Source organism: Corallococcus sicarius (assembly GCF_003611735.1).
GTDB classification, from domain to species: Bacteria; Myxococcota; Myxococcia; order Myxococcales; family Myxococcaceae; genus Corallococcus; species Corallococcus sicarius.
In genome coordinates, this window is sequence record NZ_RAWG01000025.1 from 16,136 (window position 1) to 35,811 (window position 19,676).

A 19,676-nucleotide genomic window follows, 5' to 3' on the forward strand; every position below is an offset into this window, starting at 1 on the left:
GCAAACCAACAACGTTGGAGGTAACCCGTGCCTGTCAATACCGGAGTGAACAAGCTGTCCGTGGTGACCAAGGACAGCGGTGGTGTCACCACCGCATTCCCGGACGTGTGCAAGACGCCCAGTCCGGCGGGCCCCATCCCCATTCCCTATCCCAACATCGCGCAGTCCTCGGATACCGGGAAGGGCACCAAGAAGGTGTCCGTGGCGGGCAATCCGGTATGCGTGAAGGACTCGAACTTCAGCACCAGCACGGGTGATGAAGCGGGAACGGCCGGGGGCGGCGTGGCCTCAAGCAAGACCAAGGGCAAGGCCGAGTTCATCAACTACTCCTTCGACGTGAAATTCGAGGGCAAGAACGTAGCGCGCGCCTTCGACCTGATGCTGCACAACGACAAGAACACGCCCCCCTTCCCGGTCATGCAGGGTCCCATCATCGCCATGGGCGGTGATGCTGGGCCGGCCAGGTGCCTCTGCTGCGAAGAGGATGTCTAGGCAGGTTGCCGGAAGGACGCGCTGATGCTCTCCATGGAAGCCCATCGCCGCACCGACGCGACCTCCGCGCCGCACGATGCCTCCCCCCGAATGGACATGGCGCGGGACTTCCTCGCGGATGCCGCCTTCTTCTGGGCGCAGCGCGAACAGGCGCTGGTCGCTCCCGACTACACCCTCCAGGAGCTCCTGGAAGGCCCCGAGCAGCGGCTGCTGGCCTGTCTTGATGCACTGGTATTGGGTGGACCGACTGTCACCCGGAAGCTGCTGCGGCCTGCCCTGGCTTCGGAGGAACTCGAGACCGTCGCCTGCGCGTGCTCCGCCCTCCTCATGCAGGATGGAGCGGAGGAACTTGATGCCGTGCTCACCGCGCTCCGTGTCGATGCAGAGCCGACGGGCCAGGGGGCGGCACGGGCCCTGGCGCTCACCCGTCGCGTGGAGGCGGTGGCTCGGCTGCAGGGGCTCCTGAAGGACGCCCCCCCCGGGGTCCAGGCCCGGGTACTTGGCATCCTCACGCAGTGGGAGGCGGATCCCGGTCAAGACCTGGACGGGCTCCTCTCTGCGGACAATGCACCGCTGGCCTGTGCGGTACTGCGTGCCGCCCGCCGCTTTCCCGCGCGACTGAGGTCCCTCTCGATTGATCGCGCCCTGGGTTCGGACGTGCCGGAGGTGCGCAACGCGGCCCTGGAGACCGCCTTCCTGCTCGGGCATCCCGGCGCCTGGAGCACCTGTGTCGAGGCCGTCCGCCGCCGGGGGCCGGGCTGGGGTGGGCCGGCGTCGCTGCTCGCGCTGGGCGGCGACCTTCAGGATGTGGACCTCCTCCTCCAGATGCTGTCGGAACCGGCGCTGCGGCGGGATGCGCTCTGGGCCCTGGGGCTGAGCGGGCGCGTTGCCGCCGTGGGGCCCCTGCTGGAGGCCATGCGAGACGAGAGCGTCGCGCCCCTGGCCGCAGAGGCCTTCTGTTCCATCACGGGTCTGGTCCTCACCGGGAACCTCGCGGTGTCTCGCAAGGCCTGGACGCCCGAGGCTCCAGAAGAGGAGGAACCCACGCCGCTCGGCCCCGAGGCCGCGCTCCCCTTCCCCGAACTCCAGGGCGTGGAGCGCTGGTGGAAGGAGATCCAGGGGAACTTCCCGCCCCAGGGGCGCTACCTTGCAGGGAAACCTTATGGAGCAGAGCCGCTCCTGGAGGCCCTCACCGCAGGCCCGATGCGCAGGCGCGCGACGCTTGCGCTGGAGCTGGCCGTGCGCTCCCAGGGAGCCTGGCAGCTTTCCACCGGAGACTGGGCGCTGCGCCAATGGAAGGTGCTGCAGGCCCTGCGGCCCACGGTGCGTGGGACCCTGGCCCTGGGCCCCTTCCGCGCGCTACCGCGCACCCTCGCCGTCCCGGAGGCGTTGCGGGTGAAGGACGCACCGCTCCTTCCGCCCGTGTTCCGCCAGCGCCCCCCACCTCCGGGTGCCCTCGCGGTGACAGGGCTGGGGCTGGTGTCGTCCCTGGGAGATGGTGTGGTGGGCAGTTGCGCGGCCGCGCGGGTGGGCGTGGCCCGGCCGGGGGCGATGGAGGGCACTCCGGTCGTGGACGAGGACTCGGGCGAGGAATTGCCGGTCACGGGGCATGCCATCCCCCACCTCACGCAGGGATTCAGCGGCGTGGGGCGGCTGGTGCGGCTGGGTGTTGCAGCCCTCGCAGACCTCGTCCACCAGACCGGACTGACCGCGGGACCGCGCACGGGCCTCTTCCTCAACCTGCCGAGCGGCTTCCTCCTCGCCGCCGCGGAGCGACATGCGCGCGAGGCCGCGAAGCAAGAGGCGGCCGCCTCGAGGCAAGAAGAGGACTCCGGAGAGGCGGAAGTCTCCGAGGAGGAGCCCCTGCTCGCGGAGGTGCTGCGAGAGCGGTACTCCGGGACGCTGCTGCCCCGGCTGCTCGCCCAAGCCACGTTGCCAGGCGGTGTCTCTCAGCAGGAGCTCTTCTTCGGCGACTCCCCTGGCTTCGTCACCGCCTTGCGCGCGGCGGAGCGCGCGCTGAGGTCCGGCGCGGTGGAGCGATGCATCGTGGGCGGTATCGACAGCCTCGTCGAGCCGGAGTGGCTGGACGCCTTGGAAGAGCTGCGACTGCTGAAGACACCCAACCGACCTACGGGATTGATGCCAGGGGAGTGCGCGGCCTTCGTGCTGGTGGAGCAAGTGGGCACGGCGGCCCGCCGGAGCGCACCTGTCCACGCGTACATTGATGCGCTGGCCTCCGCCTCCGAGCCAACCCACCTGTTCTCCGGCCAGCCCCACCTGGGCGTCGCGCTGACGTCGGCGCTCTCCGAGGTGCTCGGGAAGCTGGAGGACCGGGGGCGGGAGACGGGCCTCGTCTTCGCGGACGTCGACGGCACGATGCAGCGAGCCCAGGACTGGGGCTACGCCCAGGTGCGACTGGACGGCTTCCCGCTGAAGGAGTTGCCCCAGTGGACTCCCGTGGACGCGTGGGGCGGCGTGGGGGCGGCAACAGGTGCCCTGGCCGTCTGCATGGCGGCGCGAAGCTTCGCGCGGGGCCATGCACCGACCTCCGGCATCCTGGCATGGCTCTGGGGGTGGTCGGGGGAGCGGGCAGCGCTCCACGTGCGGGCGCCCACGGCGCAATGACGTGGGGCGTCAGCGCCGGGCGAGTCCCGGCATCATCCGGTATTCGGGCTGCATACGAAGGCCGCATTCCTCCGCCAGCCGCAGCAGGGCCAGTCCCTCGATGAAGACATGGCGCTCGGTGTGGAAGCGCTGGGGATGCAATGGAAGGCCCGCGTTCCGGAACTCCGCATCGCGCTCGACGAGCAGGTCCTCCAGGGCGGCATCGAAGGCGTCCTGATCCCGCTTGGAGAGCGCCTCACACACGGCGAGCCGCGGGGAGCCACTGTCGCCGGAGCATTGCTGGAACGCCGCGAGCGCCCGCTCCGTACCTGGGGAAGGGGCCTTCGCGTCCGCGTGCAGGTGCTCGCGCCAGAAGTCGGCGTAGCGGAAGTCGTCCTCGAACTCCTCGTCCGCCACCCAGCGATGTGGAGCATGCTGGGCGAGGTCGCGCGCGAGGCCGACCTCACCGGCGGCGAGCGCGTCGAACAGGGGCTCCACCCGACCGGCGCAGCGGAACCGGCTCGGGGCCGCCGGGTCCGAGTCGAGGAGCAGCAGCTCCCGGCGGGCCATCGCGGACAAACGCAGGTCATGGCGGAACGCCGTGACGTCTGCCTCCGACAGCAGCGCGCCAATGGCGGCGATACGGCGGTAGGTGGAGAGCCGGGTCAGCAGCTCTTCGCGTTGGAGGGGCGTCAGGGGCTGGCGGAGGCCGTCCTCGAGTTCTTCGACGGCCGTGAGCGCGTTCTCGCGAATGAGGTCCATCTGGAGCATGAACTGTCGCCTGTCCTCCGCCGGTCGCGGAGTGTCTACGTGCCAACCCGCCCGCGGAACTGGGAGCCGTAGTCCTCCAGCTCCTGGAAGATCATCCCGGTGCAGTCCTCGTCGATGATGGTTTGACCCAGATCTTCTCGGATGAGGATGAGCCGGGATTGCTCCGCCAGACGGAAAATCTTCGCGTCCTTGGGAATCTTCTTTTCCTGGAGCACCAGCCGCCGGAACCGTTGCACCTGGTCCTTGATGATGGAGTCCATGGTGAAGTCTGACTTCTTGGCATCCATGCAGGCCACCGTGCCCAACACATTGGCGATGAAGTAGGGCGTATCCAGCGTTTTCTTGCGCGGGGTGCGCAGACGCACCGGCAGGAATTCAATGGTGCCTTGGGGCGTCTCCTTCTCCAGGATGCCTTTGAGCTTCGCGGACACCACGAGCAGCGCGGAGGTATTGGGGATGCTGTCCGTCAGCTTGCTGCCCCGCTCTTTCGATAAATCGAAGATGAGTCCCTCCGGGAACCAATCCTTGCAGGGCACTCCCTTCGTCAGCAGGTACCCATTGCCGTCCATCGGGTCCTTGCGGAGCGCGTCCATCCACGCGAAGGACTCGTCCTCGTCGTCTCTCACCCAGGGGTAGTAGCTCACCGGAATCGACTCCTCGCTCAGGGCTTCTTGCTCTTCGTGATGCCCTTCTTCTTGGGCGCAGGCCTCGCGAACGTGTTGATGGAGATGGGGCCGGCGATGACCAGCATCCTCCAGTAGTCCTTTTGGAGACTCATCAGCTTGTCCTTGAGATCCTCGGGAGGATTCCACGCCTTGTGCTTCTTGTCATTCTTCAGGGCCTCATCCAGTGCGCGTCTGACTCCCTCCATATCCTCGTCGACCTGCCCGGTATAGGCCGGATGGCTGCCCTGGTGGAACGGTAGTTGGTGGAACTCCGTGTCTCGCTTCCTCGCGGGGAGGAAGATGATGTTCTCCCCGTTGTTGATGTTGTAGTCCACCCCCTGGAGCATCCGGAGTTGGTTGCTGTCGAAGAAGGAAAACGCCTCTTCCGGAAGCAGGTGGTGCCCCTGGTTGATGTACGGGGACTGCCCGATCTGGAAGTTGTTGCCATACGTGAAGGTATAGCGCCGAGCGTGGAGCCTGCTGCCCGCCTTCACTCCCTTGTCACGGGCACGCGTTCCACGCGTCTGGAGCACGTTCTGAATGACCTCGAGGTCCGCGTAGACGATCTTCCGCCCCCCATTGCCTTTGATGTGCTTGTAGCCCGTCTTCCGATAGTCGCGATCGCGCTTGAGCCGTGCCTTCAACTTGCCCGCGCCCGAGAGGTGCTTTCCCATGCGTGTCTCCGTAAGACTCAGTTCAACTCGATTTTACCACCGCGGATGAGCTGGAGCCCCGAGGCACGGCTCTCCACCCGGACGCCTCGCAGGAGGATGGTACCGTCCCTGCGCAGCGTGATGCTCGCCTCGCCCACCTGAAGCACAAGTTCCTTCTGGGCGCCCAGGACGACACGATCCTCCGGCACGGAGTTCTTTGCCCTGGTTTCCGTGGCGGGCGCGGGTTCAGCGGGCGTGGGAGCCTTGGCACTCTCGGGCCGCGCCGCCTCCTCCAGGAGCTGCTCCAGCAGCGAAGGAGGATGGGAGTCCTGCCCCATCGCGACAAGCAGGGGCCGCGCCGGGTCACCCTCCTCGAAGAGCAGGACGGCCAGCCGCTGCTCACCTGCGGCAACGCGGAGCTGCGCCATGTCGAGGGCGACAAAGTTCCGTGCCGGAACCGGTCCGGGACCGCCTTCAAACTGAACCAGGGGAAGTCCCTCCAGACTCACGCCGACAAGTCGACCGACGCGTGCCCCCAGGATGGGCTGCTGCGACCCGGTGCGGGCATCCTTGTCAGGCGTGCTGCCATCGTCAGGTGAAGGCATGGGAAACCTCGGCGAGGCATGAGCCTCTCGTAACTTTCGTCCGCACGCTATGTAATGATTGTGTTCACATGCTGAATAGCACCCGGCGGCACAGCAAGTCATTGACGGACGCGCAAACGACCCCACTCAAGCACTCAGCGCCGTCAGCACCCGGGACGCCACGGCATCCCAGGAGCGCTCGACCGCCGCGGCGTGGATGCGCTGCTCCAGCGCCCTTCGCGCCACCTCTCCCAACCGGGCGACCTGCCCGAGCACCTCCGAGAGCCGCTCGGCCGTCAGGGGCGCCACGGACCAGCCGGCCCCGGTCTCCTGCACGTAGCGGTGGAGGTCCGGCGGGCCTCCCGCGATGATCGGGCGGAGGAAGGCGCGGGCCAGCTGCGCCGTCCCGCTCTCATGGCGGATGCTCGCGTCGTAGATGTTCAGCACGGCGTCCGCCGCCCAGAAGAACCGGGGGTGCTCCTCCACGCGGACGAAGCCGGGGAACAGGTGGACCCGCTCCCGGACGCGCGCCTGCTCAATGAGGGCCTGAAGCTCCCGGTACGACACGTCGCCCTCCGGGCCCGCGATGATCAACTCCCACCCGGGACTGCGCGCCAGCGCTTCGAAGACGACGCGGAAGCGCTTGTCGGCGCGCAGGGTGCCGAAGGCGAGCGCCAGCTTGCGCCGCGTTGGAATGCCCAGCTCCGCCCGTGCCGTGGCACTGTCCACGCGGATCAGTGTGTCGGGATGGGGCGCCCCATACGGAAGCACCTCGACCTTGTTGGCGAAGTCCTGCCCGGGGTCGATGTTCTCGAGCAGGTTCTCCCGCATCCCGGAGGTGTGCACGAAGCACGTGTCCACGCTGCGCAGGATGTGCCGCGCGAAGGGACGGGCCAGGAGCTTGTAGGCGCCCGCGAGGAGCGAGGCGTGCGTCAGGTTGAAGTGGGTGTCGTGGAAGATGCAGAGCCGCCGGTGAGGTGCCCTGGGCACCCGTGAGAGGTGCGCCGCCAGCGTCAGGTACTCGAAGGTCTCGAACAGCAGCGGCGGCCCTCCGAGTGAGCCGTGCACGCGCTCCAGCTCGTTGAGCAAGCCCAGCTGGCGGGTGAGGCGTGAGGTGCCCCACACCACGTCTCCCAGCGGTCCCAGCCGCGCGCGGTACTCCGAACGCAATCCGGCCCCGGTGTCCTTTCCAGACAGATGGGGGACGATGGACGGGGGATAGCGCACACTTCCTGTCAGACCGTGGACGTGGACTTCCACGTCGAGGCGCGCGAGCGCCTCACCCAGGCCGGTGAGGTACGACTGCTGGTGTCCCGCGGGATGGAACGCTGTGGGGCTGAAGACGAGCAGACGGTTCGACGGCATCGGGAGGCCCTCGCATGGCCGCCCACGCCACCGCGACTTCCTCCCTGCGACAACCCCCCCCGCGAGACAGGCCTTGCGTCCGATAGCGGTCTCATCGCGGCAGGCTCACGCGGAGGGTCGTTCCCTGCTCCGCCGTCGAGTGCACGCGGATGGTGCCTCCATGGGCACGCACGATGCTCTCCACGATGAAGAGGCCCAGGCCGATGCTGCGCGAGGAATGGGCCGGCAGCACGGCCCCGCGCTCGAGGGACTGGAACAGGCGCTCCAGTCGCTCCGGTGGAATGGGGTCGCCCATGTTGTGTACTTCCAACACGAGGTGGGACGCCTCCGCGCGCGTCGTCACCCGCACCGGAAGCCCCGGGACGCCGTAGACGAGCGCGTTGGTCAACAGGTTGGACAGCAATTGGGCGATGCGGTCCGGGTCGAAGACGCCCTGCGCCTCACCCTCGGCCACGAAGTGCACCTCCTGCCCGGGGTGGACCAGGGCCACCTCGTCCACCACCTGGCGCACCAGGGCGTTCAGGTCCGTGAGACGGCGCTGCACGGCCAGCCCCGTGCCCAGGCGCGCCTGGGTGAAGTCGAGCAGGTCGTGCACCATGCGGCGCATGCGCTCGGCCGCCTTCAACATGCGCCGCAGCACCTTCTCCTGGCGCTCGTCCAACTCGGGGCGGCTCAGGAGCGTCGTCGCGGACAGGAGGATGGCGTTGAGGGGGTTGCGCAGGTCATGCGACACGATGCCGATGAGCTGGCGCTCCACGTCCGCGCGCACCTGGAGCTCGGCCGCGAGCCGCTCGGAGGCCTGGCGCGCGAGCACCTGATCCGTCACCTCGAAGGCGCAGACGAGCACGCCGTTGACCTCGCCCTGGGGCCCGCGCATGGGCTGGAAGACGAAGTTCATGTAGTCCACGGTGTCCGGCGCGTGGTGGGGCAGCGTCACCGGAACCTCCGTGCCCACGTAGGGGACGCCCGTGGCCACGACCTGATCCAGCAGCCTCGCGAAGCCCTGCTCAGCCATGCCCGGCAGTGCCTCCGCCAGCGGCTTGCCGAGGATGTCGGCGTCGGGGACGAGCTTGAGATAATCCGGATTGGCGAAGGCGGTGAAGGCGCCCGAGGCGTCCCACTCCAGGATGCCGATAATGCCGGCCTCGGTGAGGCGGCAAAAGCGCTCCTCGCTCTCGCGCAGGGCCGCCTCGCTGCGCCTGCGCTCGGTGACGTCCTGCACGAGCGACACGTAGCCCCGCAGCTCCCCGTCCGGCCCGCGGTAGGGCACATGCGTGCCGTGGATGTAGCCCCGGCGCCCGCCTCCGAAGATGAAGGGCGCCTCGTATTCCACTGCCTCCCCGGCGCGTGCACGCTCGAGCAGCGGGGCCAGGTGCTGGTAGTTCTCCTCTCCAATGACCTCTCGCACCGTGCGGCCCCGGAGCGCCCCCACCTGCACGCCGAACCACTCGGCGTAGGCGCGGTTGTTGAGGACGTAGCGGCCCTCGGCGTCCACGAAGTTGATGAGGGACGGGAGGGTGTCGATCACCAACTGCAGGCGCACCCCGCTGTCGAGCAGTGCGTCGGTCACCGCCTGCACATCGCCCAGCGCACCCTCGGCGAGGGCGCGCGCGGCCTGGGCGTCCGCTTCACGGATCCGCAGCGCGTCCTCGCGCTCACCCAGCGCCTCCGCCTGGGCACGCACCCGCACCCGCGCGAGCAGCTCCACGTCGTTGTAGGGCTTGGGGACGAAGTCGTTGGCCCCCGTCGAAAGGGCCACTTCCAGGGTTTCGCGCGCCGGGCTCGCCGTCAGCACGAGGACGGGCAGGGACACCTCATCGAAGCGCTCGCGCAGGAAGGCGAGCGCCTCCCTGCCTGAGAGGCCCGGCAGCTGCCAGTCGAGCAACAGCACATGGGGCAGGCGCCCGTGCTGCAACAGCCGCTCCACGGCGGTGGCCGTCAGGCACCTGCCTGGCATGCTTGCGACTCGGAAAGTCAGGCGACCGAGGAAACATGGCCAATAATATAGAGGCGCCCATGCCCGACGACGGGCGGTGCCAGCCCATGAGCGCCGGGCGCTCGCTGGGACGCCTGCGCTCCTCCCTCCCTACCCCGTGGCCCCCTCCAAGGGCACCGCGGCGGCGGGGCGTTTGGGGGGGCGACCGAAGCGCCGGAAGAGCACCGGCACCACCAGCATGTTCAGGAAGGTGGAGGACAGCAGACCTCCCAGGATGACCACGCCCATGGGGGCCTGGATCTCATTGCCCGGCGCGTCGCCCGCGATGACGAGCGGCACCAGGGCCAGGCCCGCGCACATCGCGGTCATCAGCACGGGGGCCAGCCGCTCCAGGGAGCCCTGCACCACGGCCTCCGCGAGCCCCCTTCCCTCCTCCACCATCAGGTGCTCGTAGTGGCTCACCATGAGGATGCCGTTGCGCGTGGCGATGCCGAACAGGGTGATGAAGCCCACCAGCGACGCCACGCTCACCACGCCCGAGGTGAGCGCCACCGCCAGCACTCCGCCGATGAGCGCCAGGGGCAGGTTGATGAGCGTGAGCAGCGCGTTGCGCACCGAACCGAAGGCCACCACCAGCAGCAGGAAGATGCCCACCACCACCGCCACGCTCAGCCAGGCGATGCTGCGCGTGGCCGCCTCGGCGCTCTCGAACTGGCCGCCATAGTCCACGAAGTAGCCTGACGGCAGGGGCACCTCGCGGGAGATGCGGGCCCGCAGGTCGTCCACCACCGTGGACAGGTCGCGTCCCGCCACGTTGGCCTGCACCACCATCTTCCGCTGCACGCCCTCGCGGCTGATGGTGTTGGGGCCCGACTCGCGCGTGAGGCTCGCCAGCATCTTCAACGGGATGGGCGGACCCACGGGCGTGTCCACCAGCGTGGCGGCGATGGCGTCCACGTCCGCCCGCGAGGCGTCGTCCAGGCGCACGGCGATCTCCACCACCCGCTGCCCCTCCAGCACGGTGCCGACCGTCTCTCCGGCGAAGGCCCGCTCCACCGCCTCGGCCACCTGGCCCGTGGTGAGGCCGTAGCGGGTCACCGCGTCGCGGTCCGCGCGGATCTCCAGCTCCGGGATGTCCACCTGCTGCTCGATGGCCACGTCCACCGCGCCCGGGGTGCCCTCGGCCACCTTCTTCACCTGCTCGGCCAGCGTGCGCAGCAGGTCCAGGTCGTCGCCGTAGAGCTTCAGCGCGATGTTGGCCCGCGTGCCCGACAGCATGTGGTCGATGCGGTGACTGAGCGGCTGGCCAATGGTGATGATGACCCCGGGCACCTGCATGAGGGCCTTGCGCAGGTCCTCCAGCAACGCATCCTTGCCGCGGCTGACCCTGGACAGGTCCAACCCCACGTCCAGCTCCGCCGCGTTGACGTCCTGGGCGTGCTCGTCCAGCTCGGCGCGGCCGGTGCGCCGGGCGGTGGACACCACCTCCGGGAAGGACAGCAGCACCTCCTCCACCCGCCGGCCCAGCTTGTCCGACTCCTCCAGCGACGTGCCCGGCAGCGTGACGGCGTTGATGGTGAGCGTGCCTTCGTTGAACTCGGGCAGGAAGGAGCGCCCGAGGAACGGGACGACGGCCAGCGTGGCCACCAGCGCCAGCGCCGCTCCGGCGAGGATGGCCCGCGGACGGGAGAGCGCCCCCAGCAGCAAGGGCCGATAGCGCTCCTTCAGCCAGCGCAGCACGGGGCCCTCCTCCGCGCCCAGCGCCCGGGCCCTGGGCAGCAGCCACGCGCACAGCGCGGGCGTCAGCGTCACCGCCACCACCAGCGAGGCGGCGATGGCCACGATGTACGCCAGCCCCAGCGGCGCCAGCATCCGTCCCTCCAGGCCCGACAGGAAGAAGAGCGGAAGGAAGACGAGGATGATGATGAGGGTGGCGAAGACGATGGCGTGCCGCACCTCCACCGACGCCCGGTAGATGACCTCCAGCGCGGGCCGGCGCTGTCCTTCCGGCAGGTGCGCGTTCTCCCGCAGGCGCCGGAAGACGTTCTCCACGTCGATGATGGCGTCGTCCACCATCGCGCCAATGGCGATGGTGAGCCCGCCAATCGTCATGGTGTTCAGCGTCACGCCCAGCACCCGGAGCACCAGCACGGCGGAGACCAGCGACAGGGGGATGGCGGTGAGGGAGATGAACGTCGCCCGCGCGTTCATCAGGAACACGAGCAGGATGACGGCCACCAGGAGGGCCCCATCCCGCAGCGCCACGGACACGTTGCGCACCGCCACGGAGATGAAGTCCGACTGGCGGAAGATGTTGCGGCCCACCACCAGACCCTGGGGCAACGTGGCCTGGGCCTCGTCCAGCACCGCGTCCAACCGCCGGGTCAGCTCCAGCGTGTTGGCGTCCGGCTGCTTCATCACCGCGAGGATGACGGCGGGCTGCGCGTTGGCACTTCCCTCCCCGCGCTTGATGCGAGGCCCCACCCGCACGTCCGCCACCTGCGCCACGGTGATGGGCACGCCCCCGCGGACCGTGACGACCGTGCCCGCCAGGTCCTCGATGCCCTTCGCCCGCCCCACGGCCCGCAGCAGGTATTCCTGCCCGCCCTGCACGTAGAAGCCGCCGGAGGCGTTGTGGTTCGTCGTGCGCAGGGCGGTGGCAACCTGCTCGAAGGAGACATGGAACGCCTGCAGCGCCTCCGGGCGCAGCAGCACCTGGTACTGCTTCACCGCGCCACCAATGGGCACCACCTGGGAGACGCCCGGCACCGACAACAGCCGCTTGCGCAGCACCCAGTCCGCCACGCCTCGCGCCTCCATCATCTGCGCCTCGCGGCCCGCCGCGTCCTTCGCCAGCGCTTCCTCCTTCCAGGAGACGGAGAGGAAGAGGATCTCCCCCATGACGGAGGAGATGGGCGCCATGGAGGGCGGGGGCACGTCCGCGGGCAGCTGCGCGGCGACCAACTGGAGCTTCTCGTTCACCACCTGGCGCGCGGTGTAGATGTCCGTGCCCCAGTCGAACTCCACCCAGATGATGGAGATGCCCACGCCCGACGCCGAGCGCACCCGGCGCACGCCCGTGGCGCCGTTGACGGCCGTTTCAATGGGGAACGTCACGAGCGTCTCCACCTCCTCGGGCGCCAGGCCGTGGGCCTCGGTGAGGACGGTGACGGTGGGCGCGGTGAGGTCCGGGAAGACGTCCACCGGCATGCTCCGGGCGACCTGGATGCCCAGCACCAGCAGCAGCACGGAGGCGGCGATCACCAGCAGCCGGTTGTCGATGGACCAGCGGATGAGGCGATTCATCGTCGTCGTGCCTCTAGTGCTGGTGGCCGTGTTCGGGGATGGCCCCGGTGGCGGTGGACAGCTTCAGCTCGTAGGCGCCCCGCGAGACGACACGCTCACCCTCCTTCACGCCGTCCAGCACCTGCACCCAGCCACCGGAGCGCACGCCGGGGCGGATGGCGCGCTTGAAGAAGGACTCGCCGCCCTCCATCACGAAGACGGTGGGCCGGCCGTTGTCGTCCACCACCGCGGACTCCGGGATGGCCACCGCGCGCAGCGTCTCTCCCGTGTAGAGCGTCACCTTGGCGAACATGCCCGGCTTGAGGGCACCCTCCGGGTTGGGCAGCTCGAAGAGCACGGGCACGGTGCGCGTGGCAGCGTCCACCACGGTGCCCACCGCCACGCGGCGTCCCGTCTTTTCATCCACGGTGAACTCGCGTGAGAAGCCCGCCACCGTGAAGGAGGCACCCGGCGAGCGCTCCACCTTCGGTGCATCCGCCTCGTACACCTTCGCTTCCAGCCACAGCCGCGACGGGTTGATGACGGACACGAGCCGCTTGCCTGGCTCCACCACCGCCCCCGGGGTCACGTCCGCGAAGGACACGACCCCGTCCAGCGGGGAGCGCAGCTCGAAGGTGGAGCCCCCCGGCCCGCCCGCACCACTCTGCGTGCCCCGGTACAGCGCGAGCTGACGCTCCGCCGCCGACGCCCGGGCCGCCGCCACCTCCCGCGCCACGCGGGCTGCGTCGAGCTGCTTCTCGGGAATGGCCCGGGCCGCGAGCATCTCCTCCGCGCGCGAGACCTCACGCTCGGCCAGCCCCAGCTCGGCACGCGCCCTCGCGGCCTCCATCTCCACGGTGGCCAGGTCTGTCGTCCCCGCCATGGCGGTGGGCACCAGCCGCACCAACACGTCGCCCTTCTTCACCGCCTGCCCCAGGTGCGCCACCGGCCCGCCCACGAGGACGCGTCCGGCCACCGGCGCGGACAGCTCCGCGGCCTGCCCCGCCACCGGCTTCAGCTCCCCGTTGGTGCGCACTCCGCCCTGGAGCACGCGGGCCTCCGCGGGCGCGGTCGCGTACTGCGTCTTCCATTGCTGCTCCTTCAGGAAGGGCATCGCGGGCTCACCCACCTCCTCGGGAGGCGCGGCGGCCACGGCCGCGGCCACGGTGGGGTGCACCGTCACCTTGCCCGCCTCCACCGTCCCGGCCACCTGCTCGCCCTCCAGCCGCAGGGTGAGCGTGGCCTCGCCGGGCTTCGTGGGCCGCACCTCCGGCTTGAAGATGCCGTCGCGCAGCAGCTTGTCCGCCACGAAGCGCTCCTCGGCGCCATCGGCGTAACGGAGGGTGGCCGTCACCCGCCCCTTCGTCACCACCTTGAAGCCCTCCGGATTGCGCGCGTCCGTGAAGTGGGCCACCAGCGGCGAGGGCTGCCCCACCACCAGCGACGGGTACTCCATGAACAGCTCCAGGCCGTCCTGGTACGCGGTGACGGAGAGGTCCGGACGCTCGGGCTCCGCGCCGCCGTCCTCATGGCCATGGGCGGCCTCGCCCTCGTGGCCGTGACCGCGCTCCTTGCAGGACACGGCGAGGGCGCACGCAAGGGCCAGGGCGAGAAGATGCAGGCGGCTCATGGCTGGGCACTCCGGACGTCGGCGCCATCCCAGGCGCCCGAAAGAAGGAAGAGCGTGGCTTCGGCCTCGGCGACACCGACGGCCAGGTCCACCGCCGTCAGCCGCGCCTCGCGGACGGTCCGCTCCGCATCCACCAGCACGAGGAGGTCCGCGCTTCCGCCCCGGTAGGCCGCGTGGGCAATGCGGCGCAGCTCCTCGGCACGACTCAGCACGCCCTCACGCTGCCTCACGCGCCGCTCCCGCCGGCCCGCCACGTCCTCCAGCATCGCGCTGAGATGGGAGCGCGCGGCATGCAGCAGGGCCGCACGGCGGGCCTCCGCGAGCTGCCGTCGCGCCTCCGCCTGGGCCTCCTGCCCCTGCCTCCGCTCGAAGAGGGGCAGCGGAAGGGTGAGTCCCACCACGTACCCCGCTCCAGCGCCGGGCTGCCCCACGTTGAGCAGCTGGGCCCCTGCGTTCACCGTGGGCTCTGGAATCCATCCCCGCGCCGCCGCGCGGCGGGCCGTCCGCGCGCCTTGCGCCTCCAACTCCAGCGCGCGGGCATCGGCGCGGCGGGTCTCCAGCTCGGCCAGGAGCTGGGTTGCGGCGGGCAGGGAGCGCTCTGGAGCGAGGGGACCCTGGAGTGGAGGCAGCGCCTTCGCGCCGGGCCCCAGCAGGCGCAGCGCCTGGGCCCGAGCCTGACGCTCATCGAGCACCGCTCCGCTCAGCGCGTCCTCCACCGTCGCGGTCTCCGTCTCGATGCGCAGGCGGTCGTAGCCCGCGGCCTCCCCCGCCCGCTCTCGCACGGCGATGGCCTCCGCGAGGCGCCGCAAAGCGGACACGGACTCCTCCAGGATGATCCGCCGCTCCTGGGCCGCCAGTGCGGCGACGAAGGTGCGGACCGCCTCATGCCGCAGCTCGCCCCGAGCCCTCGCGAGGTTCGCCTCCGCGGCCTGGGCCCCTCGGGCAGCGGCGTCGGACTCCAGGCCCAGGCGTCCGGAGAGCACCAGCGGGAGGGAGACATTGAAGATGTCCTGGCTCGCCGCATCCGTCGCGCCGGAGGTGGCCTTCTCGCGCTGCCACTCCAGCGTGGGATGGGGCCACCGTCCCACCCCCACCGCCGAGGCGCGGCCCACCGCCGCCTCGGCCTCCGCGATGCGCGCCTCCAGGCTCGCCGCCACCACCTGCTCCGCGTACCGCGCTTCGGTCAGCGGGGCCTGTGCCGACGCAGCTCCGGCCAGCAGCACCAGGAGGATACTACTGGCCATAGTAGGTGGGGACGAAGGGCTGCGGAGCGTGCGCGTGGGCATGGCCGTCGTTCAGGAGAAGAAGTGGAGGGCGGTCTCCACCGCGTGGTGGAGGACTGCCGCGTGGAGCAATGCGACGCAGAGCACCCCGGCACCCACCCCCGTCGCGAACAGGAGTGCGCGGGACGGCACGGCCGGACGCACCTCCGCGTCCAGGAGCTGCCGCACCCGCTGCTCCAACGCCACCTGGCCGAAGGCAGGGACACCGGCCACGCTGGACGCACGACGCTGGAGGGACGCCATCTTCACCAGGGCCCCCGCCACCACCGTCCCGTCCCCGACGGCGAGCACCGCTTCCGCGTCACACGCCTCCTCGGCCGCCGTCTGGTAGGCGGAGAGGAAGACGCGCGCCAGGGGCGGTGGCACGAGCAGCCCCGCGAAGGAGAGCAGCAGCGCCGCCAGGGGGTCCCTGCGCCGCAGGTGGGCCTCTTCATGGGCCAGTGCTCCACGCAGCTCCAGCGGGGCCAGGGCCCCCTCCAGGCTGGCGGAGATGAGGATGCGACGGTGGAGGACCCCGGCGGCATGGCACAGCCGGGGCGCACCCGGAACGGCCACCACGGGGAACAGGCCCGGGCGCCAGGAGCCCAGCGCCTCCAGCGCGGCCAGCCGGGACCGCGTGCGCATGACGCGCCAGACGAGCCCACCCGCGCGGAAGCTGAACACGGCGAGCGACAGCGCCCCCACCACCGCGAGCACCGGCCGCAAGCCCGACGAGTGAAGGATGCACAGGTGGAGGTGGTGCCCATGGCTGCCACAGTGGTCACGACTCCAACCCAGGACCGCGGACAGGGACGGCGCGGCGGCGGCGGCCACCACCGCCAGCGCCACCACGGCGGGCAGCGTGCCCAGGACGAAGGCCCCCTCCGCCCGGAGCGCCGGGCGCGAGCGCGGCACGCCCCACGGCAGCAGGAAGACGCCTGCCACCAGCAGCGAGGCCAGCACGCCGACAGCGGCCGCCACCGCCGCGCACTCCAGCAGGAACGCCAGGGCCGCGATCATCGCCGCCCCCGCCGTCGCTCCGCGATGAGCTGCGCCAACCGGTCGAGCAGCGACTCATCCACTTCGGCCGCCGCATCCACGAACGCGGCCAGCGCCGCCTCCCCGTGCGACTGGAGGATGTCGGTCGCGATCCCGTCCGCCAGCGCCTTCTCGAACTCGGGCTGGGAGAGCGCCGGGGTGTAGCGCCAAGCCAGGCCATCCTTCTCACGCACCAGCAGCCCCTTGCGGTGCAGCCGGTCCATCGTCGTCATGATGGTCGTGTAGGCCCGCTCCTTGCGGCCCGTCATCCGGTCGCACACCTCCCGGGCCGTGACGTGCGCTTGCGTCCAGACGACCTTCATCACGGCCGCTTCCAACGTGCCGAGCGGTTCCCAGGTGCGCTTCTTCACGCGGACGAGTCTGGCCCTGACGCCCTACTACCGTCAATAGTACCTGTGGGCCCTGCCGGTGTTCGGAGTTGCCCCCTTGCGTGGCGCTCAGGCGTTGTAGTGGCTCACCAGCTCCGACACGTTCACGGAGAGGTCCTTCAAGGCGCTGGCGGCCTTCTGGGTGGAGGCGACCCGGGGTGTGGTCTCCAGCATCATCGCGTCCAGGCTCTTGAGCGCGGTGAAGATCTCATCCACCCCCAGGCTCTGCTGGTTCACCGCGGCGGCGATCTGCCTCACGCCCGAGGTGCTCTCCGTGAGGATGCCGGACAGCTCCCGGAGCTTGTCGCCGGACACCGCCACCTGGGACAGCCCCACCTGCAGCCGCAGCGCGCCGTTCTCCGAGTTCTTCACGGCCTGGGCCACGGTGTCGCCCACCTCGGAGAGGATGGCGGTCACCCGGTGCGTCTCGCGCATGGACTGGTCCGCCAGCGCTCGAATCTCCCGGGCGACGACGCCGAAGCTGCGGCCGGACTCACCGGCCCGGGCCGCCTCGATGGCGGCGTTGATGGCCAGCATGTTGGACTGGGCGCCCAGCTGCCTCACCGTCTCCGCGATGCCGTGGATCTGCGCGGTCCGCTCCCCCAGCTGGGTGATCATCCGCGCCATCTGCTGGACGACGCCCTGGATCTCGTTGAGCCCTCCCAGGGTCTGCTGGAGCGCGTCCTCGCCGGTGCGGACCACCTCGTCCGCGCGCTCCGCCACCTCGAGGATGGACTTCGCGCGGCCGGACGCCATCCGCGAGGTCTGGCTGATCTCCTCGATGGTGACGCGCGTCTGCTGCAGGGCCGCGGCCTGACGGTTGATCATCGCGCTCTGCTCGGAGGTGTCCGCGTCGAGCCGGCTCGCCGAGTCCTTCAGCACGCCCACGGATCCGCGGAGGCTGGATTGGAACTGCCGCAGCTTCTCCACCATCTTCGAGAACGAGCCCGCCAGCTGGCCCAGCTCGTCCCGCGAGGTCACCGTCACGACCTGGGCCAGGTCATTGGACTCCACGATGCGGCCCGTGACGTGCGCCAGGTGCCGCAAGGGCCGCAGCAGCATGAGGGTGTAGGCGAAGTAGCTCAGCAGCACCCCGAGCAACAGGATGACGCCCGCCCAGAGCAGCAGCGCCCATCGCAGGGAGGCGACCTCCGCCGCGATGGCGTCCAGGTCCATGCCGACGTGCACGGTGCCCAGCGCGCCGCCGGAGATGGGGGCCGCCACGTCGATGGCGCGGATCTCATCGCCGTAGGCCGTGAACTCAAGCTCGGGGTTCACCTTCACCCGCTTGCCGTCCGACAGCTCCCCGAGGGCCACCGGGTTGATCCGCTCGATGCCCACGGGAAAGGTGGGGACGAAGGTGTGCGCCACCACCGACCCATCGGACTCCTCGATGTAGATGTAGCGGACGTTGGCGAGCGTCTGGCCGGAGTCGATGGCGCTCTGGAGCAGGGCGATGTTGCCGCCCACGCTCTGCTCGGCCGCCGAGGCCAATGACAACGCAAGCGCCTCTCCATTCGCGGTGAACGCGTTCCGCATCGTCGTGGTCAGCCGGGAGGAGGCCTGGAGCATCAACGTCAAGCAGACCAGGAGCGTCACGCCAGCGCTGAGGGACATCAGCTTGGCGGCGAGCCCGAACCTCAATGACAGCAGGTTCCTCAGGAGCACGCGCGCCTTTCCCGGGCCGCTCATCGGAGCACCGTCCCTGGCGCGGACGTCGTCCGCCAGCCTTCGGCCGTGAAGTGGGTGAACCAGACCTTGCTCAAGACCTGGTGCCGTGTGGGCGACAGCTCCCCGACGGCACGCAGCCCCAGGTCGAACTTCCCCATCGCCTCGGCTGCCTCATGGAACCGCTGCCGCGTCAGCTCCGGGCCCACCTTGTCCAGGACGGCCAGGAACGCCCGGGCGCTGAGATAGCCCTCCAGCGAGCCGAAGCTGTAGAGCGCGGGCGGGGTATAGCCGCCTCCCACTCCCGCGGGGGCCGTGGGGCGGTAGCGCTCCATCGCGGCCCGGTACTGCTGGACGGCCTCGAGGTCCGTGTCTTCGTAGGACGGGACGACCTGGGTGAAGATGAGGTTGTCCAGGAGCGGCTTCTGCACGCGCTGCTCCTCGGCGCGCAGGAGCGAGACGAGCGCATCCGCGCCCACCACGGAGGGGCTGTGGATGGGGATGTCCCAGCCGGACAGGCGCGCGTCGCGGATCAGCGCGGCGCAGGCCTGGGACGTCCCGATGGCGATGATGACGTCCGCTCCGCCAGCGCGCAGCACGTCGAGCTGCGGCCGGGTGCTGGCGGCGTACTCCTGCCCCTTGCGGTAGGTGGCATCCGCCACCGGCTTGATGCCGTAGTCCTGGAGGGCGCGGAGGATGGCATCCCGGCCAATGGCGCCGAACGCGTCGTTCTGGACGAACAGTCCGATGCGCCGACGGCCCAGGGCGATGAAGGCATCCACGATGGCGCGGATCTCCTGGCGGTAGGAGGCCCGGACGTTGAACACGGCCGGCTCCCAGGGCGGCTCGCGCTGGGGCTGCGCGCCCGACGCCGGGGCGAAGTAGAGGGCCTGCTCCCGCTGCGAGGCGCGCAGCAGCACCGGGAGGACCTTCATCAGCGTGGCATCCCCCACCCCACCGAAGAGGGCGAAGACCTGCTGGTCCTTGAGCAAGCGCAGGGCGACCGGGGCCGCCTGCTCGGGGTTGAACGCGTCATCGGCGGCGACGATGCGGACCTTCCGGCCGTGGACGCCGCCCGCGTCGTTGGCCTCCGCGAAGGCCGCCGAGGCCCCACGCCACATCTCCACCCCGAGCCCCGCAGACGGGCCGCTGAACGCCGCCGGCTGACCGAGCACCACCTCCGTCGCGCTCACACCCGGGCCTGCCAGCGCCGCCCCGGCGCACGTGAGGGCGCCCAGCAGCAGCCAGCGGGCCCAGGCCCGTAGGGGCTTCAATTCGCGTCGAGGCGTCATGCGTCGCTCCGTTTGGAGGGGGGCCGGGTGAGAGCGCGGCGG

At 70.2% G+C, this 19,676-nt stretch carries 15 protein-coding genes; 2 read left to right on the plus strand and 13 right to left on the minus strand.

Annotated features, from left to right (window positions below; translation table 11 throughout):
- Positions 1–27: 27 nt before the first annotated feature.
- Positions 28–492 (plus strand): DUF4150 domain-containing protein, encoded by a 465-nt coding sequence (locus D7X12_RS05915; RefSeq protein WP_120624282.1) that lies wholly within the window; start codon positions 28–30, stop codon positions 490–492.
- A 24-nt stretch (positions 493–516) separates the two neighbouring features.
- Positions 517–3,117, plus strand: a complete 2,601-nt coding sequence (locus tag D7X12_RS05920; RefSeq protein ID WP_120624283.1) for a TIGR02270 family protein — start codon at positions 517–519, stop codon at positions 3,115–3,117.
- Between the two features lie 9 nt (positions 3,118–3,126).
- On the opposite strand, the gene D7X12_RS05925 is transcribed toward D7X12_RS05920, so the two are convergent.
- The 13 genes from D7X12_RS05925 to D7X12_RS05985 all read right to left on the minus strand — a co-directional run bounded on the left by D7X12_RS05925 (position 3,127) and on the right by D7X12_RS05985 (position 19,634).
- Positions 3,127–3,867, minus strand: a complete 741-nt coding sequence (locus tag D7X12_RS05925) for an Imm49 family immunity protein (RefSeq protein ID WP_120624284.1) — start codon at positions 3,865–3,867, stop codon at positions 3,127–3,129.
- A 35-nt stretch (positions 3,868–3,902) separates the two neighbouring features.
- On the minus strand, positions 3,903–4,511 hold the full coding sequence (locus D7X12_RS05930) for an imm11 family protein (RefSeq protein WP_120624285.1): 609 nt from the start codon (positions 4,509–4,511) through the stop codon (positions 3,903–3,905).
- 17 nt (positions 4,512–4,528) lie between these two features.
- Entirely contained in the window at positions 4,529–5,206 is a 678-nt protein-coding gene (locus tag D7X12_RS05935) for an AHH domain-containing protein (RefSeq protein ID WP_120624286.1), read from the minus strand.
- 17 nt (positions 5,207–5,223) lie between these two features.
- Positions 5,224–5,790: a DUF6484 domain-containing protein gene (locus D7X12_RS05940; RefSeq protein WP_147443539.1), complete on the minus strand. Its 567-nt coding sequence runs from the start codon at positions 5,788–5,790 to the stop codon at positions 5,224–5,226.
- 126 nt (positions 5,791–5,916) lie between these two features.
- Positions 5,917–7,134: a glycosyltransferase family 4 protein gene (locus tag D7X12_RS05945; RefSeq protein ID WP_120624288.1), complete on the minus strand. Its 1,218-nt coding sequence runs from the start codon at positions 7,132–7,134 to the stop codon at positions 5,917–5,919.
- Positions 7,135–7,225: 91 nt separating this feature from the next.
- Positions 7,226–9,091 (minus strand): hybrid sensor histidine kinase/response regulator, encoded by a 1,866-nt coding sequence (locus D7X12_RS05950; protein ID WP_120624289.1) that lies wholly within the window; start codon positions 9,089–9,091, stop codon positions 7,226–7,228.
- Between the two features lie 129 nt (positions 9,092–9,220).
- Positions 9,221–12,376, minus strand: coding sequence for an efflux RND transporter permease subunit (locus D7X12_RS05955; RefSeq protein ID WP_120624290.1), 3,156 nt, complete (start codon positions 12,374–12,376; stop codon positions 9,221–9,223).
- 13 nt (positions 12,377–12,389) lie between these two features.
- Positions 12,390–13,985: an efflux RND transporter periplasmic adaptor subunit gene (locus tag D7X12_RS05960; RefSeq protein ID WP_120624291.1), complete on the minus strand. Its 1,596-nt coding sequence runs from the start codon at positions 13,983–13,985 to the stop codon at positions 12,390–12,392.
- Complete coding sequence (locus D7X12_RS05965; protein WP_158619975.1) at positions 13,982–15,229, minus strand: TolC family protein; 1,248 nt, start codon at positions 15,227–15,229, stop codon at positions 13,982–13,984. The genes D7X12_RS05960 and D7X12_RS05965 overlap by 4 nt, the downstream gene beginning before the upstream one ends.
- Positions 15,230–15,280: 51 nt before the next feature.
- The gene (locus D7X12_RS05970) at positions 15,281–16,267 is read right to left on the minus strand and encodes a M56 family metallopeptidase (RefSeq protein ID WP_120624293.1); all 987 of its coding nucleotides are present in this window, start codon (positions 16,265–16,267) and stop codon (positions 15,281–15,283) included.
- Entirely contained in the window at positions 16,264–16,656 is a 393-nt protein-coding gene (locus D7X12_RS05975) for a BlaI/MecI/CopY family transcriptional regulator (RefSeq protein WP_120624294.1), read from the minus strand. Before D7X12_RS05975 ends, D7X12_RS05970 begins: the two co-directional genes overlap by 4 nt.
- An 87-nt stretch (positions 16,657–16,743) precedes the next feature.
- Positions 16,744–18,366: a methyl-accepting chemotaxis protein gene (locus D7X12_RS05980; RefSeq protein WP_120624295.1), complete on the minus strand. Its 1,623-nt coding sequence runs from the start codon at positions 18,364–18,366 to the stop codon at positions 16,744–16,746.
- Positions 18,363–19,634: an ABC transporter substrate-binding protein gene (locus D7X12_RS05985; RefSeq protein ID WP_120624296.1), complete on the minus strand. Its 1,272-nt coding sequence runs from the start codon at positions 19,632–19,634 to the stop codon at positions 18,363–18,365. The genes D7X12_RS05980 and D7X12_RS05985 overlap by 4 nt, the downstream gene beginning before the upstream one ends.
- Between the last annotated feature and the right edge of the window lie 42 nt (positions 19,635–19,676).